Annotated in this window: 9 protein-coding genes and 1 pseudogene; 7 read left to right on the forward strand and 3 right to left on the reverse strand. The window is 76.0% G+C overall.

The genetic code is table 11. The features are described 5' to 3' along the window. Window positions 1-1478 precede the first annotated feature (1478 nt). From GTY84_RS17630 to moeZ, 5 genes and pseudogenes are all read left to right on the forward strand, one after another. The gene (locus GTY84_RS17630; RefSeq protein ID WP_161227247.1) at window positions 1479-1742 is read left to right on the forward strand and encodes a hypothetical protein; all 264 of its coding nucleotides are present in this window, start codon (window positions 1479-1481) and stop codon (window positions 1740-1742) included. After that, a complete protein-coding gene (locus GTY84_RS17635; protein ID WP_161227248.1) occupies window positions 1742-3175 on the forward strand; it encodes a hypothetical protein in 1434 nt (477 codons plus the stop codon). The genes GTY84_RS17630 and GTY84_RS17635 overlap by 1 nt, the downstream gene beginning before the upstream one ends. After that, window positions 3172-4218: an NAD-dependent epimerase/dehydratase family protein gene (locus tag GTY84_RS17640; protein ID WP_161227249.1), complete on the forward strand. Its 1047-nt coding sequence runs from the start codon at window positions 3172-3174 to the stop codon at window positions 4216-4218. The genes GTY84_RS17635 and GTY84_RS17640 overlap by 4 nt, the downstream gene beginning before the upstream one ends. Continuing rightward, window positions 4206-4966: pseudogene (locus GTY84_RS17645) on the forward strand (phage tail protein). Before GTY84_RS17640 ends, GTY84_RS17645 begins: the two are co-directional and overlap by 13 nt. A 63-nt stretch (window positions 4967-5029) precedes the next feature. Continuing rightward, entirely contained in the window at window positions 5030-6208 is a 1179-nt protein-coding gene (moeZ, locus tag GTY84_RS17650; protein WP_161227250.1) for an adenylyltransferase/sulfurtransferase MoeZ, read from the forward strand. Between the two features lie 110 nt (window positions 6209-6318). Here the strand turns inward: moeZ and GTY84_RS17655 are convergent, their stop codons facing one another. The 3 genes from GTY84_RS17655 to GTY84_RS17665 all read right to left on the reverse strand — a co-directional run bounded on the left by GTY84_RS17655 (window position 6319) and on the right by GTY84_RS17665 (window position 12693). Beyond that, window positions 6319-7851 (reverse strand): alpha/beta hydrolase, encoded by a 1533-nt coding sequence (locus GTY84_RS17655; RefSeq protein ID WP_161227251.1) that lies wholly within the window; start codon window positions 7849-7851, stop codon window positions 6319-6321. Window positions 7852-7981: 130 nt separating this feature from the next. Further along, window positions 7982-9526, reverse strand: a complete 1545-nt coding sequence (locus GTY84_RS17660) for an alpha/beta hydrolase (RefSeq protein WP_161227252.1) — start codon at window positions 9524-9526, stop codon at window positions 7982-7984. A 356-nt stretch (window positions 9527-9882) separates the two neighbouring features. Continuing rightward, a complete protein-coding gene (locus GTY84_RS17665) occupies window positions 9883-12693 on the reverse strand; it encodes a lysylphosphatidylglycerol synthase transmembrane domain-containing protein (protein ID WP_161227253.1) in 2811 nt (936 codons plus the stop codon). Window positions 12694-12878: 185 nt separating this feature from the next. On the opposite strand from GTY84_RS17665, the gene GTY84_RS17670 reads away from it, so the two are divergent. Both GTY84_RS17670 and GTY84_RS17675 read left to right on the forward strand, forming a co-directional pair. Continuing rightward, window positions 12879-13292, forward strand: coding sequence for an MGMT family protein (locus GTY84_RS17670; protein WP_275941184.1), 414 nt, complete (start codon window positions 12879-12881; stop codon window positions 13290-13292). Window positions 13293-13685: 393 nt separating this feature from the next. Continuing rightward, the gene (locus GTY84_RS17675; protein ID WP_161227255.1) at window positions 13686-17561 is read left to right on the forward strand and encodes a UvrD-helicase domain-containing protein; all 3876 of its coding nucleotides are present in this window, start codon (window positions 13686-13688) and stop codon (window positions 17559-17561) included. Window position 17562: the final 1 nt, after the last annotated feature.

Raw genomic sequence — 17562 nt, forward strand, 5'->3', positions numbered from 1 at the left:
GACCAACGGTGGCTCCCGGACGGGAGATCGGGGGTGCGCACGTGCGCATCGGACTGCTTGCGGAGGGTGGCCCTCCGTGTGCGAACGGTGAGTCGTCGTTCTGGTGCGACCGGCTCGTGCGCGGGTTCGGGCGGCACGCGTTCGACCTCTCCGCGGTCTGCGGCGGTGAGCGCGGAGCGGGTCCCGGGCGGGCACCTCGGCGGTGGCGACCGGGGTGCCCGCGGCTCGCCCCGGCGGGGGGCCGTGTGCCCGATGGTTCCGGTTCCGCGTCGGTCGGGTCCGGCTCCGCGTCGGTCGGTTCCGGTTCTGGTTCTGGCTCCGGCGGTACCGGTTCCGCGCCGGACGGGTGCGGTTCCGGTTCCCGCGGTTCTGGTTCCGCGCCGGGTGATGCCGGTCGGAGGGGCCTTGCGGGCCGTGTGCGCCGGTGCGCGGTCGGGGGAGAGGTGCGGGGTGGCGCCCCGGCGGCCGCGGCTGCCTTGGGGGGCTGGATGCTCCCGGTGGCTCCGGTGGCTCCGGTGGCTCCGGTGGCTCCGGTGGCTCTGGTGGCTCCGGTGGCTCCGGTGGCTCCGGTGGTCCGGGTGGCCGGGTCGGCCCGTTCGGCTGCGGTGGCCCCGGGGCGCCAAGTGCCCGCCGTGGCCGGGTCCGCGACGACGGGGCCGACGGGTCGGACGGGATCGTGTCGTCCGAGGGCCTCGGCGGTCCGGGCGGTGTCCTCGGGGGTGCGGGTCCGGGATGCGGTGCGGGGGAGGGTGCGGGGCACGGTCCTTCAGGCGGACCGTTTCGTCACTGTTCCGTACAGCTCTGCGGAACTGCGCCACGGCGGGGGCCGGTTGGCTACGGCACTCCGCCGGAGGGCCGCCGTGCACGCCCCGGGACGCGCCCGCCACGCGCCCGGCCACCGGCCGTCCGCACGCCGGGCGGGCGATGCGGGGCTGCCCGCCGTGACCGCGCGGTTCGCCACCGCTGCACGCCCCCTCTCTCAGGGGCACTACGGGGACGACGCGCACGGCGGGACCGGGGCGTGCCCCGGGACCATCGGCACGCCCTCCGGCGTCGGGGCCGCCGTCGGTCGCCCCGGGCGCCACGGGGCTCCGGCCACCCGGCGCTTCGGTCATGAGTCCGCCCGGGCGCACGAGGCCGTTGCCGACTCGGTCTCCGTCCATCTGCCCGGCTCCGACTCCCCTGGGAGGACCGGCGGTCCGGAACTCCCCGCCCACGCCCACCCGTACGCCCCGGGGGCGGTGGCCGTCCCCACCAACGTCGTCACCGACGCCCTGGGCGGGACCGCCGGGGGCGAGCCCTCCCCGTCCGTGGCCGTGTCCACGCACAACGGTGGCGTGTCCTCGGGCACCCGCGCCGCGACGGAGGGCCTCCGGCGCACCCGGCCCGCCGTGTCCTCGCGCACTCCTCGGGCGCGCACGCGGGCGTGCGCCGTACCGCTCCGCGCCGCCGGGTGCCGTGCGCCGGGGGAAGCCGCCGTGCGCGCCGGTGCACGGGTGGTGCCGGTCAGCGCCGAGTGGAACGTCACGGCATTGCACGACATGTGCCTGGAGGCCCCGGCCCGTACGACCGTCCCCGGTGCCCTGCCCCGCGTTCTCCACGTCCTCGCCGACGGAGTGGGGGCATCCCTGCGGCTTGCCGTGCCCACCGTCGTCCCCGCGGGGGCGGGGTCCCGCCGGGCGAACCGTGTCGTTCTTCCCGCCGGACCCCGTGGTTCCGCCTCCTCCATGGAGGTGCCCTGATGACCGGCACCGGTGGGACGGAACGACGGGAAGGGCCGGACGGTTCCCTGGGCCTCGGCGGCTCCAGTGAGGCCGCTCCCGAGGGAGCGCACGGCTCCGGACGCTCGGACGATTCCCCCGAAAGGCCCGGCAGCCGTCCGGACCCCGAGCGCCGCGCGCCGTCGGGCGGCGGTCCCGCCATGGACAACGATGGTTCAGCCGATGGCGCCCGTCCCATCGGCGGCGCGACCGCTTCTTCCCCCGCCTCGTCCTCGGCGTACACCGTCCGGCTCCCGCTCGCCCTGCTGCCGGGCGCCCTGTGCACGGCCTCCGTGGCCTGCCTGCGCCTCACCGGCGGGCACGCCCGAACCCTCGCCGTCTTCCTGGGCGCCCTCGCGCTCGCCTCGGCCCTGCGCGTGGTGCTGCGCCACGGACCGCTGAGCACCCGCCCCCACGCCCGGTTCCGCGCCATCGCCCCCTCCGGCTCCGACACCGGTCTGTGTGCCGAACCCGAGCCAGGTCCCGACACCGAGTCAGATCCCGGCGCCGGCCCGGGTCCGGACAGCGGCCCCAGCTCCGACAGGCGCCCGAGCCCGAGCCCGAGCCCTGGCCCTGGCCCTGGCCCTGGTTCTGGCCCCGGCCCCGGTGGTCCTGGCCCCGGCCCCGGTCCGGGCACCGCCCCCCGTTTCCGTGCCGCCTCCGGCGTCTGCTGGCTCCTCGGCTACGCCCTCCTCGGCGACGGGCTGCTCACGACCGCGCTCACCGGCGGCCCCGACGGCCTGCCCACCGGCGCCGCCGACGGCCCCTGGCCCGCCACCGCGGGTCCCGTCCTGGCCCTCGCCCTGTCCTGCGCGCCCGCCGTCGCCGCCGCCCGCCTCCTCACCACCCGGGCCCGCCGCCGGTCGGCCCCCGGCCCGGGGACGGCGGGCCTCCCGGGCGTCACGCGTCCCCTCCTGCTCGGCACCGTCGCCCTGTACCTGGGCGCCCTGGCGGGACTGCTCGCGCTGACCGGGCGGCTCCTGGGCGAGCCCGCCGCCCTGCTCCAGGCGCTTCCCCTCGGGGCGCTGCTCCTGCTCGCCCGGCTCCTCGCCGTCCACGGCACCTCCCGGGGCGCCGCCCTCGTCGTCGGTGCCGCCGCGACGGCCGAGGCGGCCGCACTGGCCGTCGTGTTCGCCGGGCGGCTACCGGGGCTGGGCCCCGTGGCCCTGCCGGTCCAGGCCCTCGTCACCGCCTGGGGCCCGGCCTCCGTACCCGCCGCGGCCTGCTCCGCCGGCGCCCTGATCCTGCTGATCCACGCGTGCCGACGGCTCACCGGAGCCCCGGCCCCCGCGCCCGCGGAGCGACCGCGCCGACCGCGCGCTCCCCGGACGCCCACCCCGCACCACCCTCTCGAAGGAGACCCGCAGATGACCACCTCCCGACCCGACGCCTCGGCACCGGGAGCCGCGCGATGAGAGTCCTGCTGATCGGAGCCAACGGCTACCTCGGCCGCTTCGTCGCCGACCGCCTGCTCGCGGACCCCGCCGTCCAGCTCACCGCGCTCGGCCGGGGCGACGACGCCGACGTCCGCTTCGACCTCGCAACCGGCAGCCCCGGCGCCCTCACCCGCTTCCTCGACGCGGTCCACCCCGGCGTCGTCGTCAACTGCGCCGGTGCCACCCGGGGCGGGGCCCGCGAACTGACCCGGCACAACACCGTCGCCGTCGCCACCGTCTGCGAGGCGCTGCGGCGCAGCGGCTGCGGCGCCCGTCTGGTCCAGATCGGGTGCAGCTCCGAGTACGGGCCCAGCCAGCCCGGCTCCTCCACCGCCGAGGACGCGGTGCCCCGCCCGGGCGGTCCCTACGGCGTCAGCAAGCTCGCCGCGACCGAACTCGTCCTCGGTTCCGGCCTGGACGCCGTGGTACTGCGGGTCTTCTCACCCGCCGGTCCCGGCACCCCCGCCGGTTCCCCCCTCGGGCGGCTCGCGGAGGCCATGCGGCGCGCCATGCAGTCCGGCGACGGGGAACTCCGGCTCGGCGGACTCGGCGCCCAGCGCGACTTCATCGACGTCCGCGACGTGGCCCGGGCCGTGCACGCCGCCTCCCTCTCCGCCGCCCAGGGCGTGATCAACATCGGCTCGGGCCGCGCCGTCCGGCTGCGCGACGCCGCCGCCACCCTCGCCCGCGTCGCCGGCTACGGCGGCGCCCTGCACGAACTCGACGCCCCTCCCGGGGCGTTGCGGCCCACCATCGGCCATCCGCGCACCGAGGCCCTCGTCCACCGCGCCGACACCCTCGGCCACCACCGCCCCGATCCGGCCGGGCACCACCGCGACGGTCTCGCCCACCGCGGCGACCCCGACCACGTCACCCCCGTCGCCCACCCCTACCCGGACGGCTGCGGCGGCTGGCAGCAGGCCGATGTGCGCACCGCGCGCGACCGGCTCGGCTGGCGCCCCCGGATCAACCTGGAGGAATCCCTCGCGGACATCTGGATGGAGGCCGCGTGCCGCATCTGACCGGCGCCGCCACCGGCGCGGCGGGCACCCGGGTCCCGCGCCGGTCCCGGCGTGCCGGGCCCCGCCCACCCCCTCCTCGCGCCCGCCGAGTGGGCCCTCTCACGATCCCCGGCGCGCCCCTGCGCCGGGTGGTCCTCAACGTCGCGTACGGGTCCGGTGCCCACCTCGACCCGAGCTGCCCGGAGGCCGCCGGGCGGCTGCGCGGCGCCGGGGTCCGGCTGCTCGGGCACCTCGACGCCGCCGGGGGCGCGCGGCCCGGCCGACCCGCTCGCCGACGCGGGAGCGGTACCTCGACCGGTACCGGGCCGGCGGCTTCCTCCTCGACCGGTGCCCCTCCGGACGGTCCGGCCTGCCCGCCGTCCGCCGCACCGCCGGCGCGCTCCGCGCGTTGTGTGAGCACGCCCACGGCGTCCTCGGCCATGGCAGCCACCCCGGCCATGCCGAGAACGCCGACCGACTCGTCACCTTCTCCGGCGCCCGGAGCGACTACCACTGGTCCCGGGCGGCCGAGTGGAGCGCCGCCCATCCGCCGGACCGCTTCTGCCGCTCCGTGCACGGCGTACCGCGCGGTCGTCCGGGGGAGGCGCCGCGGACAGCCCCCTGGCGGGGGGCCGCCACCGTCTGCTCCGCCGACCGGGCCGACCGGGCCGGCCGCGTCGGCGGGGCCTCCCGCGGCGCCCTCTGGGAGGCCCTGCCCGGGTACTGGGACGGAATTGTCTCGGAAGTCGGGACGGGTGTCTCGGAATGAAAAAGGCCGTGGCAGTGTTACGAGCGGAAGAACCGTAATCACTGACCGACAAACGGAGTCCCCGTGTCGCTGCCACCCCTGGTCGAGCCCGCCCCCGAGCTCACCGTAGACGAGGTCCGCCGGTACTCCCGCCACCTGATCATCCCCGATGTCGGGATGGACGGGCAGAAGCGGCTGAAGAACGCCAAGGTGCTCGCCGTGGGCGCGGGCGGCCTCGGCTCCCCGGCCCTGATGTACCTGGCGGCCGCCGGTGTCGGCACCCTCGGCATCGTGGAGTTCGACGAGGTCGACGAGTCGAACCTGCAACGCCAGGTCATCCACAGCCAGGCCGACATCGGCCGCTCCAAGGCCGAGTCCGCCCGGGACACCATCAAGGGCATCAACCCGTACGTCGACGTGATCCTTCACCAGGAGCGGCTCGAGGCCGACAACGTGATGGACATCTTCAGCCAGTACGACCTCATCGTCGACGGCACGGACAACTTCGCGACGCGCTACCTGGTCAACGACGCCTGTGTGCTGCTGAACAAGCCGTACATCTGGGGGTCCATCTACCGCTTCGACGGTCAGGCCTCGGTCTTCTGGTCCGAGCACGGCCCGTGCTACCGCTGCCTCTACCCGGAGCCCCCGCCCCCCGGCATGGTCCCGTCCTGCGCCGAGGGCGGCGTCCTCGGCGTGCTGTGCGCCTCGATCGGCTCCATCCAGACCAACGAGGCCATCAAGCTCCTCGCGGGCATCGGCGAGCCGCTGGTCGGCCGCCTGATGATCTACGACGCCCTGGAGATGCAGTACCGCCAGGTCAAGGTCCGCAAGGACCCCGACTGCGCGGTCTGCGGCGAGAACCCGACCGTCACCGAGCTGATCGACTACGAGGCCTTCTGCGGCGTCGTGTCCGAGGAGGCCCAGGCGGCGGCGGCCGACTCCACGATCACTCCCAAGCAGCTCAAGGAGTGGATCGACGACGGCGAGAACATCGAACTCATCGACGTCCGTGAGCCGAACGAGTTCGAGATCGTCTCCATCCCGGGCGCCCGCCTGATCCCGAAGAACGAGTTCCTCATGGGCTCCGCCCTCGGCAGCCTTCCGCAGGACAAGAAGATCGTTTTGAACTGCAAGACGGGTGTCCGCAGTGCGGAAGTCCTGGCGGTGCTCAAGTCGGCCGGATTCGCGGACGCCGTGCACCTCGGTGGCGGCGTGGTCGGCTGGGTCAACCAGATCGAGCCGGAGAAGCCCATCTACTGACCGGGCACCGGTCCGCCGGAGCACCGGGCCGTCCGCGGCCCGTGTCCCGGCCCGGCTCCCCGTACGGCGGGGGCCTCGCGCACCACGGGTGCCCGGGGCCCCCGCCGTCGTCATGAGCAGACCCGGCCGTCCTCCGGCACCCTGCCCTCCAGCAGATAGGCGTCGACGGCCGAGTCCACGCAGTCGCTCCCGCTGCCGTAGGCGCCGTGGCCCTCGCCCTCCCAGGTGAGCAGCACGCCGACCCCCTTGCCCAGGCCGTCCGCCATCCTGCGGGCCCCCTCGTACGGCGTCGCCGGGTCGCCGGTGTTGCCCACGACCAGGACCGGGGCGGCGCCCGGCGCGCTCACCTCCGGGGTGTCGCGCTGACCCCGCACCGGCCACTCGCGGCACCACCCGGCCGTGTCCCAGGCCATGAACGCCCCGAAGACGGGGGAGATCGCCTCGAACTCCGGCAGCAGCGCCCTCGCCTCCTCCACCGTCGGCCGCCGCCTGTCGTCCAGGCACGATATGACCCGCTGGGAGTGGCCCATCGTGCCGTACCGGCCCGACTCGTCCCGCTCGTTGTACATGTCGGCGAGCCGCAGCAACTCCGTGCCGTCCCCCTCCTCCGCGGCCTCCAGCGCCTCGGTCAGCACCGGCCAGCCGTCCTCGCTGTACAGCGGCAGCGCGATCCCGGTGAGCGCCAGCGTCTGGGTCAGCTCGCGCCCGGACGAGGCCGGCAGCGGCTCGGCGTCGAGCCGCGCCAGCAGGTCGGCGATCCTCTCGGTGCCCTCGACGGGGTCCTCGCCGGTGGACTCCAGATAGCTGTCCAGCGCGCGCTGGAAACCCCGGGCCTGGTTCTCGGCGTGGCCCACGAGGTCCGCAGTCGGGTCCACCACCGCGTCCAGGACCAGGCGCCCCACCCGCCCGGGGAACAGATGGGCGTAGACACCGCCCAGCTCGGTGCCGTAGGAGAAGCCGAGGTACCGCGTCTCCCGATCGCCGAGCACATGGCGCATCAGATCCATGTCACGGGCGGTGTCGGTGGTCGAGACGTGCGACAAGAGCGTGCCGGCGGCCTTGGCGCAGCCCCTGCCGAAGTCGGCCGCGTCCTTCAGGAAGGCCGCTTCCTCGGCCGGGGTGTCGGGCGTCGAGTCCACCGCCCCGGCGGCGTCCAGCGCCTCGTCGTCGCGGCAGCGGATGCCGCTGCTGGCGGCCACCCCGCGCGGGTCCCAGCTCACCAGGTCGTACCGCTGGTGGAGGCGGGAGAGGACGTCCTCGTAGGACGGCAGCGTGGACACCCCGGAATCGCCGGGGCCGCCGAAGTTGAGGAACAGGGAACCGATCCGCTCGCCCCCGCGGGCCTTGCTGCGGATCATCGAGAGGCCGATCGTCCCGCCGTCCGGCTTCGACCAGTCCAGCGGCGCCCTGAGCGTGGCGCACTGCCACGCGCGGCCCGGCGCCGGACCGCCGGCGGTGGCCCCGCACCGCTTCCAGGTGAGCACCTGGGAGGCCAGGGAGCCGGGGACGCCGGGCGGCGCCGCCGCCGAGGGCGGCGCACTGCTCCGCTCCTCGCCGGCGCCCCCGCCGAGCAGGCCGCCGCAGCCCGTGGCCAGCAGTGCCGCGGCCGCGGCCAGGGCCGTCCACCGTACGAGACGCGTCATGGCGCTTTTCCCCCTCACAAGCCCTCCGCGCCCTGCGGCGGACGGCGATCACGCCATGTTAGGCGGATTGCCCGATGCCCGTCGGGGCCTGTGGACAACCTTCTGACCTGCCGCTTCCCATGATCCGGCGTCAGGTGCAGACGGTTCCGGAGGACGGCGGCCGCCCGTCCAGCAGATAGGTGTGCACGGCCTTGCGCACACAGGCGTTCCCGCTGTCGTAGGCGCCGTGGCCCTCGCCGTCGTAGGTCAGCCGGACCCCGACGCCCCGTCCCAGCGCCTCCGCCATCCGCGCCGCCCCCTCGTACGGTGTGGCCGGATCGCCGGTGTTGCCGATGACCAGGACCGGCGCGGCCCCGGCGGCGCCGACGTCGGGGTGGTCGGCGGCGCCCTCCACCGCCCAGTCGGTGCAGCCCACCAGGCCCCAGGCCAGGAACTCCCCGAACACCGGGGAGGCGGCGCGGAAGGCGGGCAGCCTCCGCTCCACGTGGGCGGCGTCGTAGCGGGGCCTGTCGTCGGCGCAGTTGATGGCGGTGTTGGCCGCGGTGATGTTGCTGTACCCGCCGTTCTCCTCGCGGCCGTTCAGGGCGTCGGAGAGCACCATCAGCAACCGGCCGTCGCCCTCGTACGCCTGCTCCAGACCCTCGGTGAGGAACTCCCAGAAGTCCTTCGAGTACAGCGCCTGGGCGATGCCCCCGGTGGCCGCGGTCTGCGTGAGGTCGCGCGGGGGGATGCCGGGGATCGGCGCGCGGTCGAGGTCCTTCAACAGCCGCGAGACACGGTCCTCGACGTCCTTCGCGCTGTCCCCGACGGGGCAGTCCGGTGCCCGGGACGCGCAGTCCGCGGCGAAGTCGCCGAGTGCCCGCTGGAAGCCCCCGGCCTGTCCGAGGGAGGTCTGCTCGGGCGTCTGCGTCGGGTCGACCACCGCGTCGAAGACCGCCCGTCCGACCCGCTCCGGGAACAGGTGGGCGTAGACGCCGCCCAGTTCGGTGCCGTAGGAGATGCCGAAGTAGTGCAGCCGGTCGTCGCCGAGGACCTGCCGCATCAGGTCCAGGTCGCGGGCGGCCTCGGTGGTGCGGACGTGGGGCAGCGTCCGCTCGGAGCGCTTCTCGCAGGCGGCGTTGAACCGCCGGGTGCCGGCCAGGAGCGCCGCGCGTTCGGCGGCGTCGTCGGGGGTCGCGTCCTGCTGGAAGTGGGCGTCGAGCTGCTTGTCGTCGAGGCATTCCACCGGGACGCTGCGGCCGACGCCGCGCGGGTCGAAGCTGACCAGGTCGTAGCGGGTGCGCAGGGTCTCGTAGTCCTTGCCGAAGGCGGGCAGGGTGGAGACGCCCGAGCCGCCGGGGCCGCCGAAGTTGAAGACCAGGGAACCGATCCGCCGGTCCGCGCCGCCGCTGGAGCGGACCCGGATCAGCGCGAGCCCGATCGTCTCCCCGCCCGGGTCGTCCCAGTCCAAGGGCGTCCTCATGGTGGCGCACTGCCAGGTGCCGCCGTCGGGCAGCGGGGAGGGCGGGGCGCCGCCGCCCTCGGCCTCGGAGGGCGCCGGGCACCCCCGCCAGTCCAGCCGCTGGTCCGCCGGGCCGCCCTGCCCCTCGGCGTCGCCGCACCCCGTCAGCAGGGCGGAGAGCAGCAGGGCGGTGCCGGTGAGGGCGGCGGCGCGCGGGGCGAGCGGAGACGGCATGGGTCCATGGTGCTCGCGCGCGCGGGGCAGCGCCCGGGACGGGGGCCGTACGAGGGACCGGGCGGGGCGGGAGCGGGCCGGGGCGCGTCCGGGACCCGACCGGCCGCCCCGGGGGAGCGGGCGCGCGCCGCCGTACGGTTCCCGGCGCGCGGGACGGGCCGCGCGTAGCCCGCGGGCGCGGGGGACCGCTCAGGCCCCGCCCGCCTGCGGAGGGCCGCTCATGCACCGCCCGCCTGCGCGGGAGCGCTCCGGCACATCTGGCGCGCGGGTCGCCGCTCTGGCGCGAGCGGGCCGCTGCGAGGACCTCGGCGGCCCCGGCGGCCTCGACGAACCGGGCTGCCCGGGCGACCCGGTCGCTACAGCGCTTCCTTGCGGGACAGGTGGTTGAAGGCGAGCCATCCCGGCAGCACCGGCAGCCACAGGGTGAGCAGCCGGAACAGCAGCACCGCCGGGGCAGCGACCTCCTTGGGCAGGCCCACCGCGATCAGACCGACCGTCAGGGTGGCCTCTACCGCCCCCACGCCGCCCGGGGTGGGGGCCGCGGAGCCCAGCGCGTTCCCCGCGAGGAAGACGACGGCCACGCTGGCCAGGCTGATCGACGAGGTCTCGTCCCCGAAGGCGCGGATCGAGGCGTCCAGGCACATCACGAAGCAGCCGGTGAGCAGCAGCATGCCGCCGATGCCGGTGACCAGCTTCTGCGGCCGCTGGAGCACGTCGAGCATGCGCGGCACGACCCCGGCGAACAGCGACCGCACCCGTGTCACGACGAACTTCCGCAGGAACGGCACGGAGGTGACCACCAGGACCAGCACCGCCACCGTCAGCAGGCCCGCGATGACCGTCCGGGAGGGGGACAGGGACGGCGTCTTCTCCGTGCCGGTCAGATAACCGAACGACATCAGCATCAGGATGTGGCAGCCCAGTCCGAACAACTGCGAGGCGCCGACGCTGGCCACCGCGAGCCCCGGCCGCACGCCCGCGCGCTGGAGGAAGCGCGTGTTCAGCGCGACGCCGCCGACCGCCGGGGGCGCGACGATCTTCACGAACGATCCGGCGACCTGCGCCGCAACGGTCCTCGGGAACGGCACCCGCTCGGGCACGAACCCCAGCAGGGACATCGCCGCCGCCACGTAGCTGGCCGCCGAGAACAGCACGGCGGCGGCCACCCAGCCCCACTGCGCGTTCGCGATCAGCGGACCGAACTCGATGTGGGTGAGCTGAGTCAGCAGGAAGTAGGCGCCGATCGCGCCGGCGATGAAGCTGATCAGCGTGCGCGGCCGGACCCGCTCCAGGCGGGCCGGCTCCACCGGCGCCTGCGGCCTGATGCGCAGCACCGCGTGCCGGATCAAGGTGAGCAGGTCCTCCTCGCGGGCCTCCTCCACGGCCTCGTCGACGGCCCGCTTCTCGGCCCGCTGCTCGGCGCGCACGGCCTTCTTGCCGGCCTTCTTGTCGTGCCGTTCGTGCTTGCGGTCGCGCCGGTCCGGGGCGGGGCCCTCCGGCACGGGCTCCTCGACGACGGCCGTCGCCCCCACCTCCGCGGCCTCCGCGCGGGCCTGCTTGGCCAGCCGCGACGACTCCAGGACGGCCTCCCGCTCCCGCTCCGCCCGCTCGCGGGCGAGTCTGCGCAGGGTGGCCCGGGTGGAGCGGCTGAGCGCGATCGGCTGGAGCATCGGCAGGCAGTCCGCCACCGCGTCCGGGCCGAGCACCTCCACCGCCGACGCCACCGCCCGCTCGGCGCCCACCCGCAGCCCCAGGGTCACCAGGAGCTGGGAGATGTCCATGCGCAGCAGCAGATCGCCCGCCGCGATCTCGCCGATGCGCAGATCGGTGAGGATCACCGTGCCGGAACGATCCACCAGGATCGCGTCCCCCACCAGCCTGCGGTGCGCGATCCGCCGGGACTGGAGTGACCGGACCTGCTCCCAGGTGCCGCGCAGCAGCGCGTCGGTGATCTCGTCGTCCGCCAGCGAGTCCAGGGTGCGCCCGCCGGTGTGCTCGTAGACGAGCATCACGGCGTCCGGGCCCAGTTCCGAGGTCGCGATCAGCTTGGGCGCGTTGGCACCGGCCGCGATGGCCGCGTAGGCGAGCAGCGCCTCCTGCTCCAGGGCCTGGCGCAGGGACGGGAAGCTGCGCCGGGTGGCGAAGCCGCGCAGGGTGAGGTTGCGCCAGGCACGGTAGAAGAAGCCCTGCGCCTGCTGCTCCCGGTCCACCACGGTGACGTCCAGCGGCGGACCGTCCTCCAGGGTGACGAAGTACCGCCGCCCCCGGTCCCCGCTCTCGGCGCTGTCCGCCGGGGCCTCCTCGCGCGCGGCGGTCACCGGGTGGAAGCCGACCGTCCGCAGGCCCGCCATCAGGGTCCTGCCGGTGGGGCGGACGTTGGGGGAGCCGACCGCGTACAGGGTGCCGTAGGCCACGGTCCATCCGATGAGGACCGTCAGGATGATCGAGAACGGGGTGGTGTACCCGGTGACGAGCATCGAGAAGGCGTCCAGGAGCAGCACGATCCACAGCACCGCCCGCCAGCGGGGTCTGCGGGACATGCCGACCGCCGTCATGTAGGCGATGACCGGCGCCAGGTAGCCGTGCACGGGGTCGGTGAGCGCGTGTCCGCCGCCGGGGGAGGGCTGGGTGAGCGCCTCCTGGATGGACTCCGGGGCGCCGTTGGCCACCCACAGGTCGGTGGCGAGCGTCACGCCGTGCGCCAGGACGGCCGCGAGCACCCCGTCGGCGATCCGCAGGCCGTCCCGTTTGACCAGCCGCTCGATCGCGAAGGCGACCGGGACCAGCAGGATCGCGATGCTGGAGGCCAGCCCCGCGATCTTGATGAGCAGGTCGGGGGCTTGTCCGGTGCCCTTGTTGATGTCCTGTTCGAGGCCGGAGGTTGTGCCGTGGGCGAAGGCGGCCACGGCGAGCAGCACGCCGACGGCGAGCACGCCCACCAGGAGCCGCATCAGGTCGGAGGGCCGGTGCACGCGCGCGGGGAGCAGCGGTTCGTCGCCCTCCACCTCGTCGATGTGCGCCACGTCGGTCGGGTCGGCGGCCCGCACCGATCCGCTCCCGCGCGGGCGCCCGCCGGTGCCGTCGCCGTCCGTCCCGGGGGCGCCGGGGCGCGACGAGGCGTCAGAGGTGCCCTCGGCGTCCTCGGGGTGCGCACCCTGCTGCTTCATCGCCTCTTCTTGCTCTCGTGTCCCAGGTCGGTCGTCAACCGCACGATGGTGGCATGCCGCGCCGCCACCCGGGGGCATCAGGGTGCCCATGCGGGCGGCACAGTCTGCCGGAAGCGCCGCCCCCGGGCGAGCGCCGCATCCCTGCCACCCGTGCGCGGGCCGGGCTGTCGGTGGGGTGCGGCAGGATGGGGCGGGTGAGCGAGCACAGCCTTCCGAGTGAGCGCGGTCTTCCGGAGGACGCCCGGCCGGAGTACGCCGACGCGCTGCCCGAGTACGCCGAGCGGGTCCTGGACGTGGCCGATCTGATTCCGCCGGGCCGCGTCATGACCTACGGCGATGTGGCCGAGTGGCTCGGGGAGGGCGGGCCCCGGCAGGTCGGGCGGGTGATGTCCCTCTACGGGGGCGGGGTCCCCTGGTGGCGTGTGGTCCGCGCGGACGGCTGCCTGCTCGCGGGCCACGAGCTGGAGGCCCTCGCCCACTACCGGGAGGAGGGCACGGCCCTGCGGGAGGCGGGCCGCTCCACCACGGGCCATGTGCCCCGGCTGGATCTGGGGCGGGCCCGGTGGGACGGCGGGGAGCGCGCGAAGGATCACACCTGACAGCTTCCGGCGCACCGCGTGCCAGGGGGCGGTGGATGGTCCGTACGGGGGAACCGGGACGGACCGGGCACGTCCCCGGGATGGCGTACGTTCGTGGGGCGGGGGATGAGCCCGGCCCGCGCGGACCGGGCGGCCCCGCCGCCCGGGAGGCGGTCGGCCGGCCGCCGGTCTCCCCCCGGTCCGGGCGTCCCGCACGGCCCCGGCGTTCCGCGCGTCCGGGGCGCCGACGACGACCGGGGCGGCCGGGAGTCCGGGGGGAAGGAGGGGGAGGCCCCGCCTCCGGCCGTCCGGACGGCGTAGCGTCGGCCGGGCGCGTCCTCCTCGTCCCGGGGCCGCCGCCGTCACCGAGGGACGCAAGGCCCACCCGCACACCCACCAGGACCGGCGAACCACGTGAGCTCCTCTTCCTCCACCAGGCGCCTGCCGCCCCCCCAGGGGCGTCGGGGTGACCGTGGCGCTTACCGACTGGTCCGTACCCCACCCGAGCGGAGGCACCCCCCTCGCCTGGACGCCGCGCAGCGCGCCGTGGTTGACCACCGCACCGGGCCCCTGCTGGTCCTGGCCGGTCCCGGAACCGGCAAGACCACCACGCTCGTCGAGTCCGTGGCCGACCGGATCGCCCGGGGCGGTGACCCGGAACGCATCCTGGTGCTCACCTTCAGCCGCAAGGCGGCCGTCGAACTGCGCGACCGCATGGCGCTGCGCATGGGCGCCGCGCGCGCCCCCCGGGCCACCACCTTCCACTCCTTCGGCTACGCCCTGGTCCGCGCCCACCAGGACAGCGAGCTGTTCGTCGAACCGCTGCGCCTGCTGTCCGGACCCGAGCAGGACGTGGCGGTGCGCGAGCTGCTCGCCGGACAGGCGGACCTGGAGCGGCTCGGCCTCGCCCATGTGCGCTGGCCCGACGAACTGCGCGCCTGCCTGACCACCCGGGGTTTCGCCGACGAGGTCCGCGCCGTCCTCGCGCGCAGCCGGGAACTGGGGCTCGGACCGGACGCCCTGGAGGACTTCGCCCGGGGCATCGGGCGCCCCGACTGGCGCGCGGCGGCGGTCTTCCTCGCGGAGTACCTGGACGTGCTCGACCTCCAGGGCGTGCTCGACTACGCGGAACTGGTCCACCGCGCGGTGCTCCTCGCCCACCGCCCGGAGGTCGCCGCGGAGCTGTCGGCGCGCTACGACGCCGTCTACGTCGACGAGTACCAGGACACCGACCCCGCCCAGGTGCGGCTGCTGCACGCCTTGGCCGGGGGCGGGCGCACCCTCGTCGCCCTCGGCGACCCCGACCAGTCGATCTACGCCTTCCGGGGCGCCGACGTGAACGGCATCCTCGGCTTCCCGCACGCCTTCCCGCGCGCGGACGGCCGCCCCGCACCGGTCGAGGTGCTGCGCACCTCCCGCCGCTCCGGTGCCGCGCTGCTGGCCGCCACCCGGCTGCTCACCCGGCGGATGCCGCTCACCCGGCTCCCCGCCGACAAGGCGCGCGCCCACCGGGACCTCCTTCCCGACCGGGACGGGGGCCGCGTCGAGGTGCACACCTACCCGACCTCCGGCACCGAGCTGGACAACATCGCGGACATCCTGCGCCGGGCCCACCTGGAGGACGGGGTCCCCTGGGGCGAGATGGCCGTCCTGGTGCGCGCCGGGTCCCGGGGCATCCCGGCGGTCCGCCGCGCCCTCACCTCGGCGGGCGTCCCCCTGGACATCGACGGCGACGACATCCCGCTGCGCCACGAACCGGCGGTGGCCCCCCTGCTGACCGCCCTGCGCGCGGTGGCCTCGGCGGAGGCGGCCGACGCCCCGGGTGCCCGCCCGCGCGCCCGCGCGGGGGCAGGCGACTCCGGGGAGGCCGGGGGCACTGACGCGGACGGCGCGCGTACCGGCGGTGTGACGGGCGCGGACGGCGTGACGGGCGCGGACTGCGCAGGGGACGCGGGCGGTGCTTTTGGGGACGGGACGGGGACCCGCGCCGCGACCGGCGACGCGGGGACAGCGGCCGACGTGGCCTCTGCCACTGCCTCTGCCACTGCCTCCGCCGCCGTCACGGACTCGGCCGCCGCCGGGGCGCGCGCGGCCACCGACGCGGACACGGCGGCCGATGCCACCGGAACGGACGCCGACGGGAGTGCGGCAGCGGACACGGACAGAGCCGCCGCCTCGGGCGGAACGACCGCCTCCGACATGACCGCCACGCCGGGCGGAACGGCCGCCTCCGATGTGTCCGCCGCCATGGGCACCGCCCCGGCCACGGACACCGCCGCCGACACCGTCACCCGCCCGGTCGCCACTGGCGCCGCCCCGGCCACGGGCATCGCCGACGCCGCCCCGGACACCGCCGACACCGCCGCCGGCCCGGACACCGTCACCGAGCCCGGCACCCCCCGGCCCTGCTGGCTCGACACCGAGACCGCGCTCACCCTGCTGACCTCCCCCCTCGCCGGTATGGACGCCGCCGACCTGCGCCGCCTCGGGCGCGCCCTGCGCGACGAGGAGCGGGCCGCGGGCAATCCGCTGCCCGCCCCCTCCGACGACCTGCTCGCCCGCGCCCTCGCCGAGCCGGAACGGCTCACCGTGCACGACCCGGCGTACGCCCGCGGCGCCCAGCGGCTCGGCGCGCTGCTGCGCCGGGCCCGCGAGCGCCTGGCCGCCGGCGGCAGCGCCGAGGAGGCCCTCTGGGACCTCTGGGAGGGCACGCCCTGGCCCGCCCGCCTCGAACGGTCCGCCCGCCGCGGCGGCCCCGCCGGGCGCAACGCCGACCGCGACCTCGACGCCGTGTGCGCCCTCTTCGCGACCGCCGCGCGCGCGGAGGAGCGCACCGGGGGCCGGGGCGCCCTCAACTTCCTGGAGGACATCGACGCGGCGGACATCGCCGCCGACACCCTCACCCGGCGCGCCCTGCGCCCCGACGCCGTACGTCTGATGACCGCCCACCGCTCCAAGGGCCTGGAATGGCGGCTGGTGGTCGTGGCGGGCGTCCAGGAGGGCCTGTGGCCGGACCTGCGCCGCCGGGGCTCCCTCCTGGAGGCCGACCGCATCGGACGCGACGGCCTCGCCGAACCGCTCACCCCCGGCGCCCTGCTCGCCGAGGAGCGCCGCCTGTTCTACGTCGCCGCCACCCGCGCGCGCGAGCGCCTGGTCGTGACCGCGGTGAAGGCACCGGCCGACGACGGCGACCAGCCCTCCCGGTTCCTGACCGAACTCGGCGTGGAACCCTCCGACGTCACCGCCCGTCCGCGCCGCCCCCTCGCCGTCGCGGCGCTCGTCGCGGAGCTGCGCGCCACCACCGTCGACCCGCGCGTCTCGGACGTCCTGCGGGAGGCCGCCGCCCGGCGGCTGGCCCGGCTCGCCGCCCTCGCCGACGAGGACGGCCGCCCCCTGGTGCCGTCCGCCCACCCCCACCGCTGGTGGGGCATGTGGGACCCGACCGAGAGCACGGTGCCGCTGCGCGACCGGGACCAGCCCGTCACACTCTCCGGCAGCGCCCTGGACCAGCTCGCCAACACCTGCGCCCTGCGCTGGTTCCTGGGCCGCGAGGTGAAGGCCGACGCCCCCGCGACCGCCGCCCAGGGCTTCGGCAACGTCGTGCACGTCCTCGCCGACGAGGTCGCCTCCGGGCGCACCGCCGCCGATCTCGACGTCCTCATGGAGCGCCTGGACTCGGTGTGGAACGCGCTCGCCTTCGACGCGCCGTGGAAGTCGGAGCAGGAGAAGGCCGACGCGCGCGCCGCGCTCGAACGCTTCCTCCAGTGGCACGTCATGGACCGCGCCGGACGCACCCCCGTGGTCAGCGAGCACGACTTCGACGTGACCCTGGAGGCCGGTGAGCACCGGGTGCGCATCCGCGGCCAGATGGACCGGGTCGAGGCCGACGGCGACGGGCGCGCCTACGTCGTCGACTTCAAGACGGGCAGGCAGGCGCCCACCGCCGCCGAGGTGGCCCGCCACCCCCAGCTCGCCGTGTACCAGCTCGCCGTCCGCGAGGGCGCCGTCGACGAGGCCTTCGGCGGTGCGCGGCCCGCGCCCGGGGGCGCGGAACTCGTCCAGCTCCGCCAGGGCGCGGCCAAGCGGGACGGCGGCGAGACCCTGCCCAAGGTGCAGGCGCAGGACTCCCTGGAGGGCCCGGAGGGGGAGTGGGTCGGCGACCTGCTGGCCGTGGCCGCGGGCAAGGTGCTCGACGAACGGTTCACCCCGGCCACGGGCCAGCACTGCACCCACTGCGCCTTCCGGGCCTCGTGCAGCGCCCGGCCCGAGGGACGGCACATCGTGGAGTGAG

Source organism: Streptomyces sp. SID8352, from assembly GCF_009862265.1.
Lineage (GTDB): Bacteria > Actinomycetota > Actinomycetes > Streptomycetales > Streptomycetaceae > Streptomyces.

What these genes read in the sequence shown, in the direction of transcription:
- GTY84_RS17635 (WP_161227248.1), top strand. Translation starts at nt 1,742, where the DNA reads ATGACCGGCACCGGTGGGACGGAACGACGGGAAGGGCCGGACGGTTCC.
- GTY84_RS17640 (WP_161227249.1), top strand. Translation starts at nt 3,172, where the DNA reads ATGAGAGTCCTGCTGATCGGAGCCAACGGCTACCTCGGCCGCTTCGTC.
- GTY84_RS17655 (WP_161227251.1), bottom strand. Translation starts at nt 7,851, where the DNA reads ATGACGCGTCTCGTACGGTGGACGGCCCTGGCCGCGGCCGCGGCACTG.
- GTY84_RS17660 (WP_161227252.1), bottom strand. Translation starts at nt 9,526, where the DNA reads ATGCCGTCTCCGCTCGCCCCGCGCGCCGCCGCCCTCACCGGCACCGCC.
- GTY84_RS17665 (WP_161227253.1), bottom strand. Translation starts at nt 12,693, where the DNA reads ATGAAGCAGCAGGGTGCGCACCCCGAGGACGCCGAGGGCACCTCTGAC.
- GTY84_RS17670 (WP_275941184.1), top strand. Translation starts at nt 12,879, where the DNA reads ATGGGGCGGGTGAGCGAGCACAGCCTTCCGAGTGAGCGCGGTCTTCCG.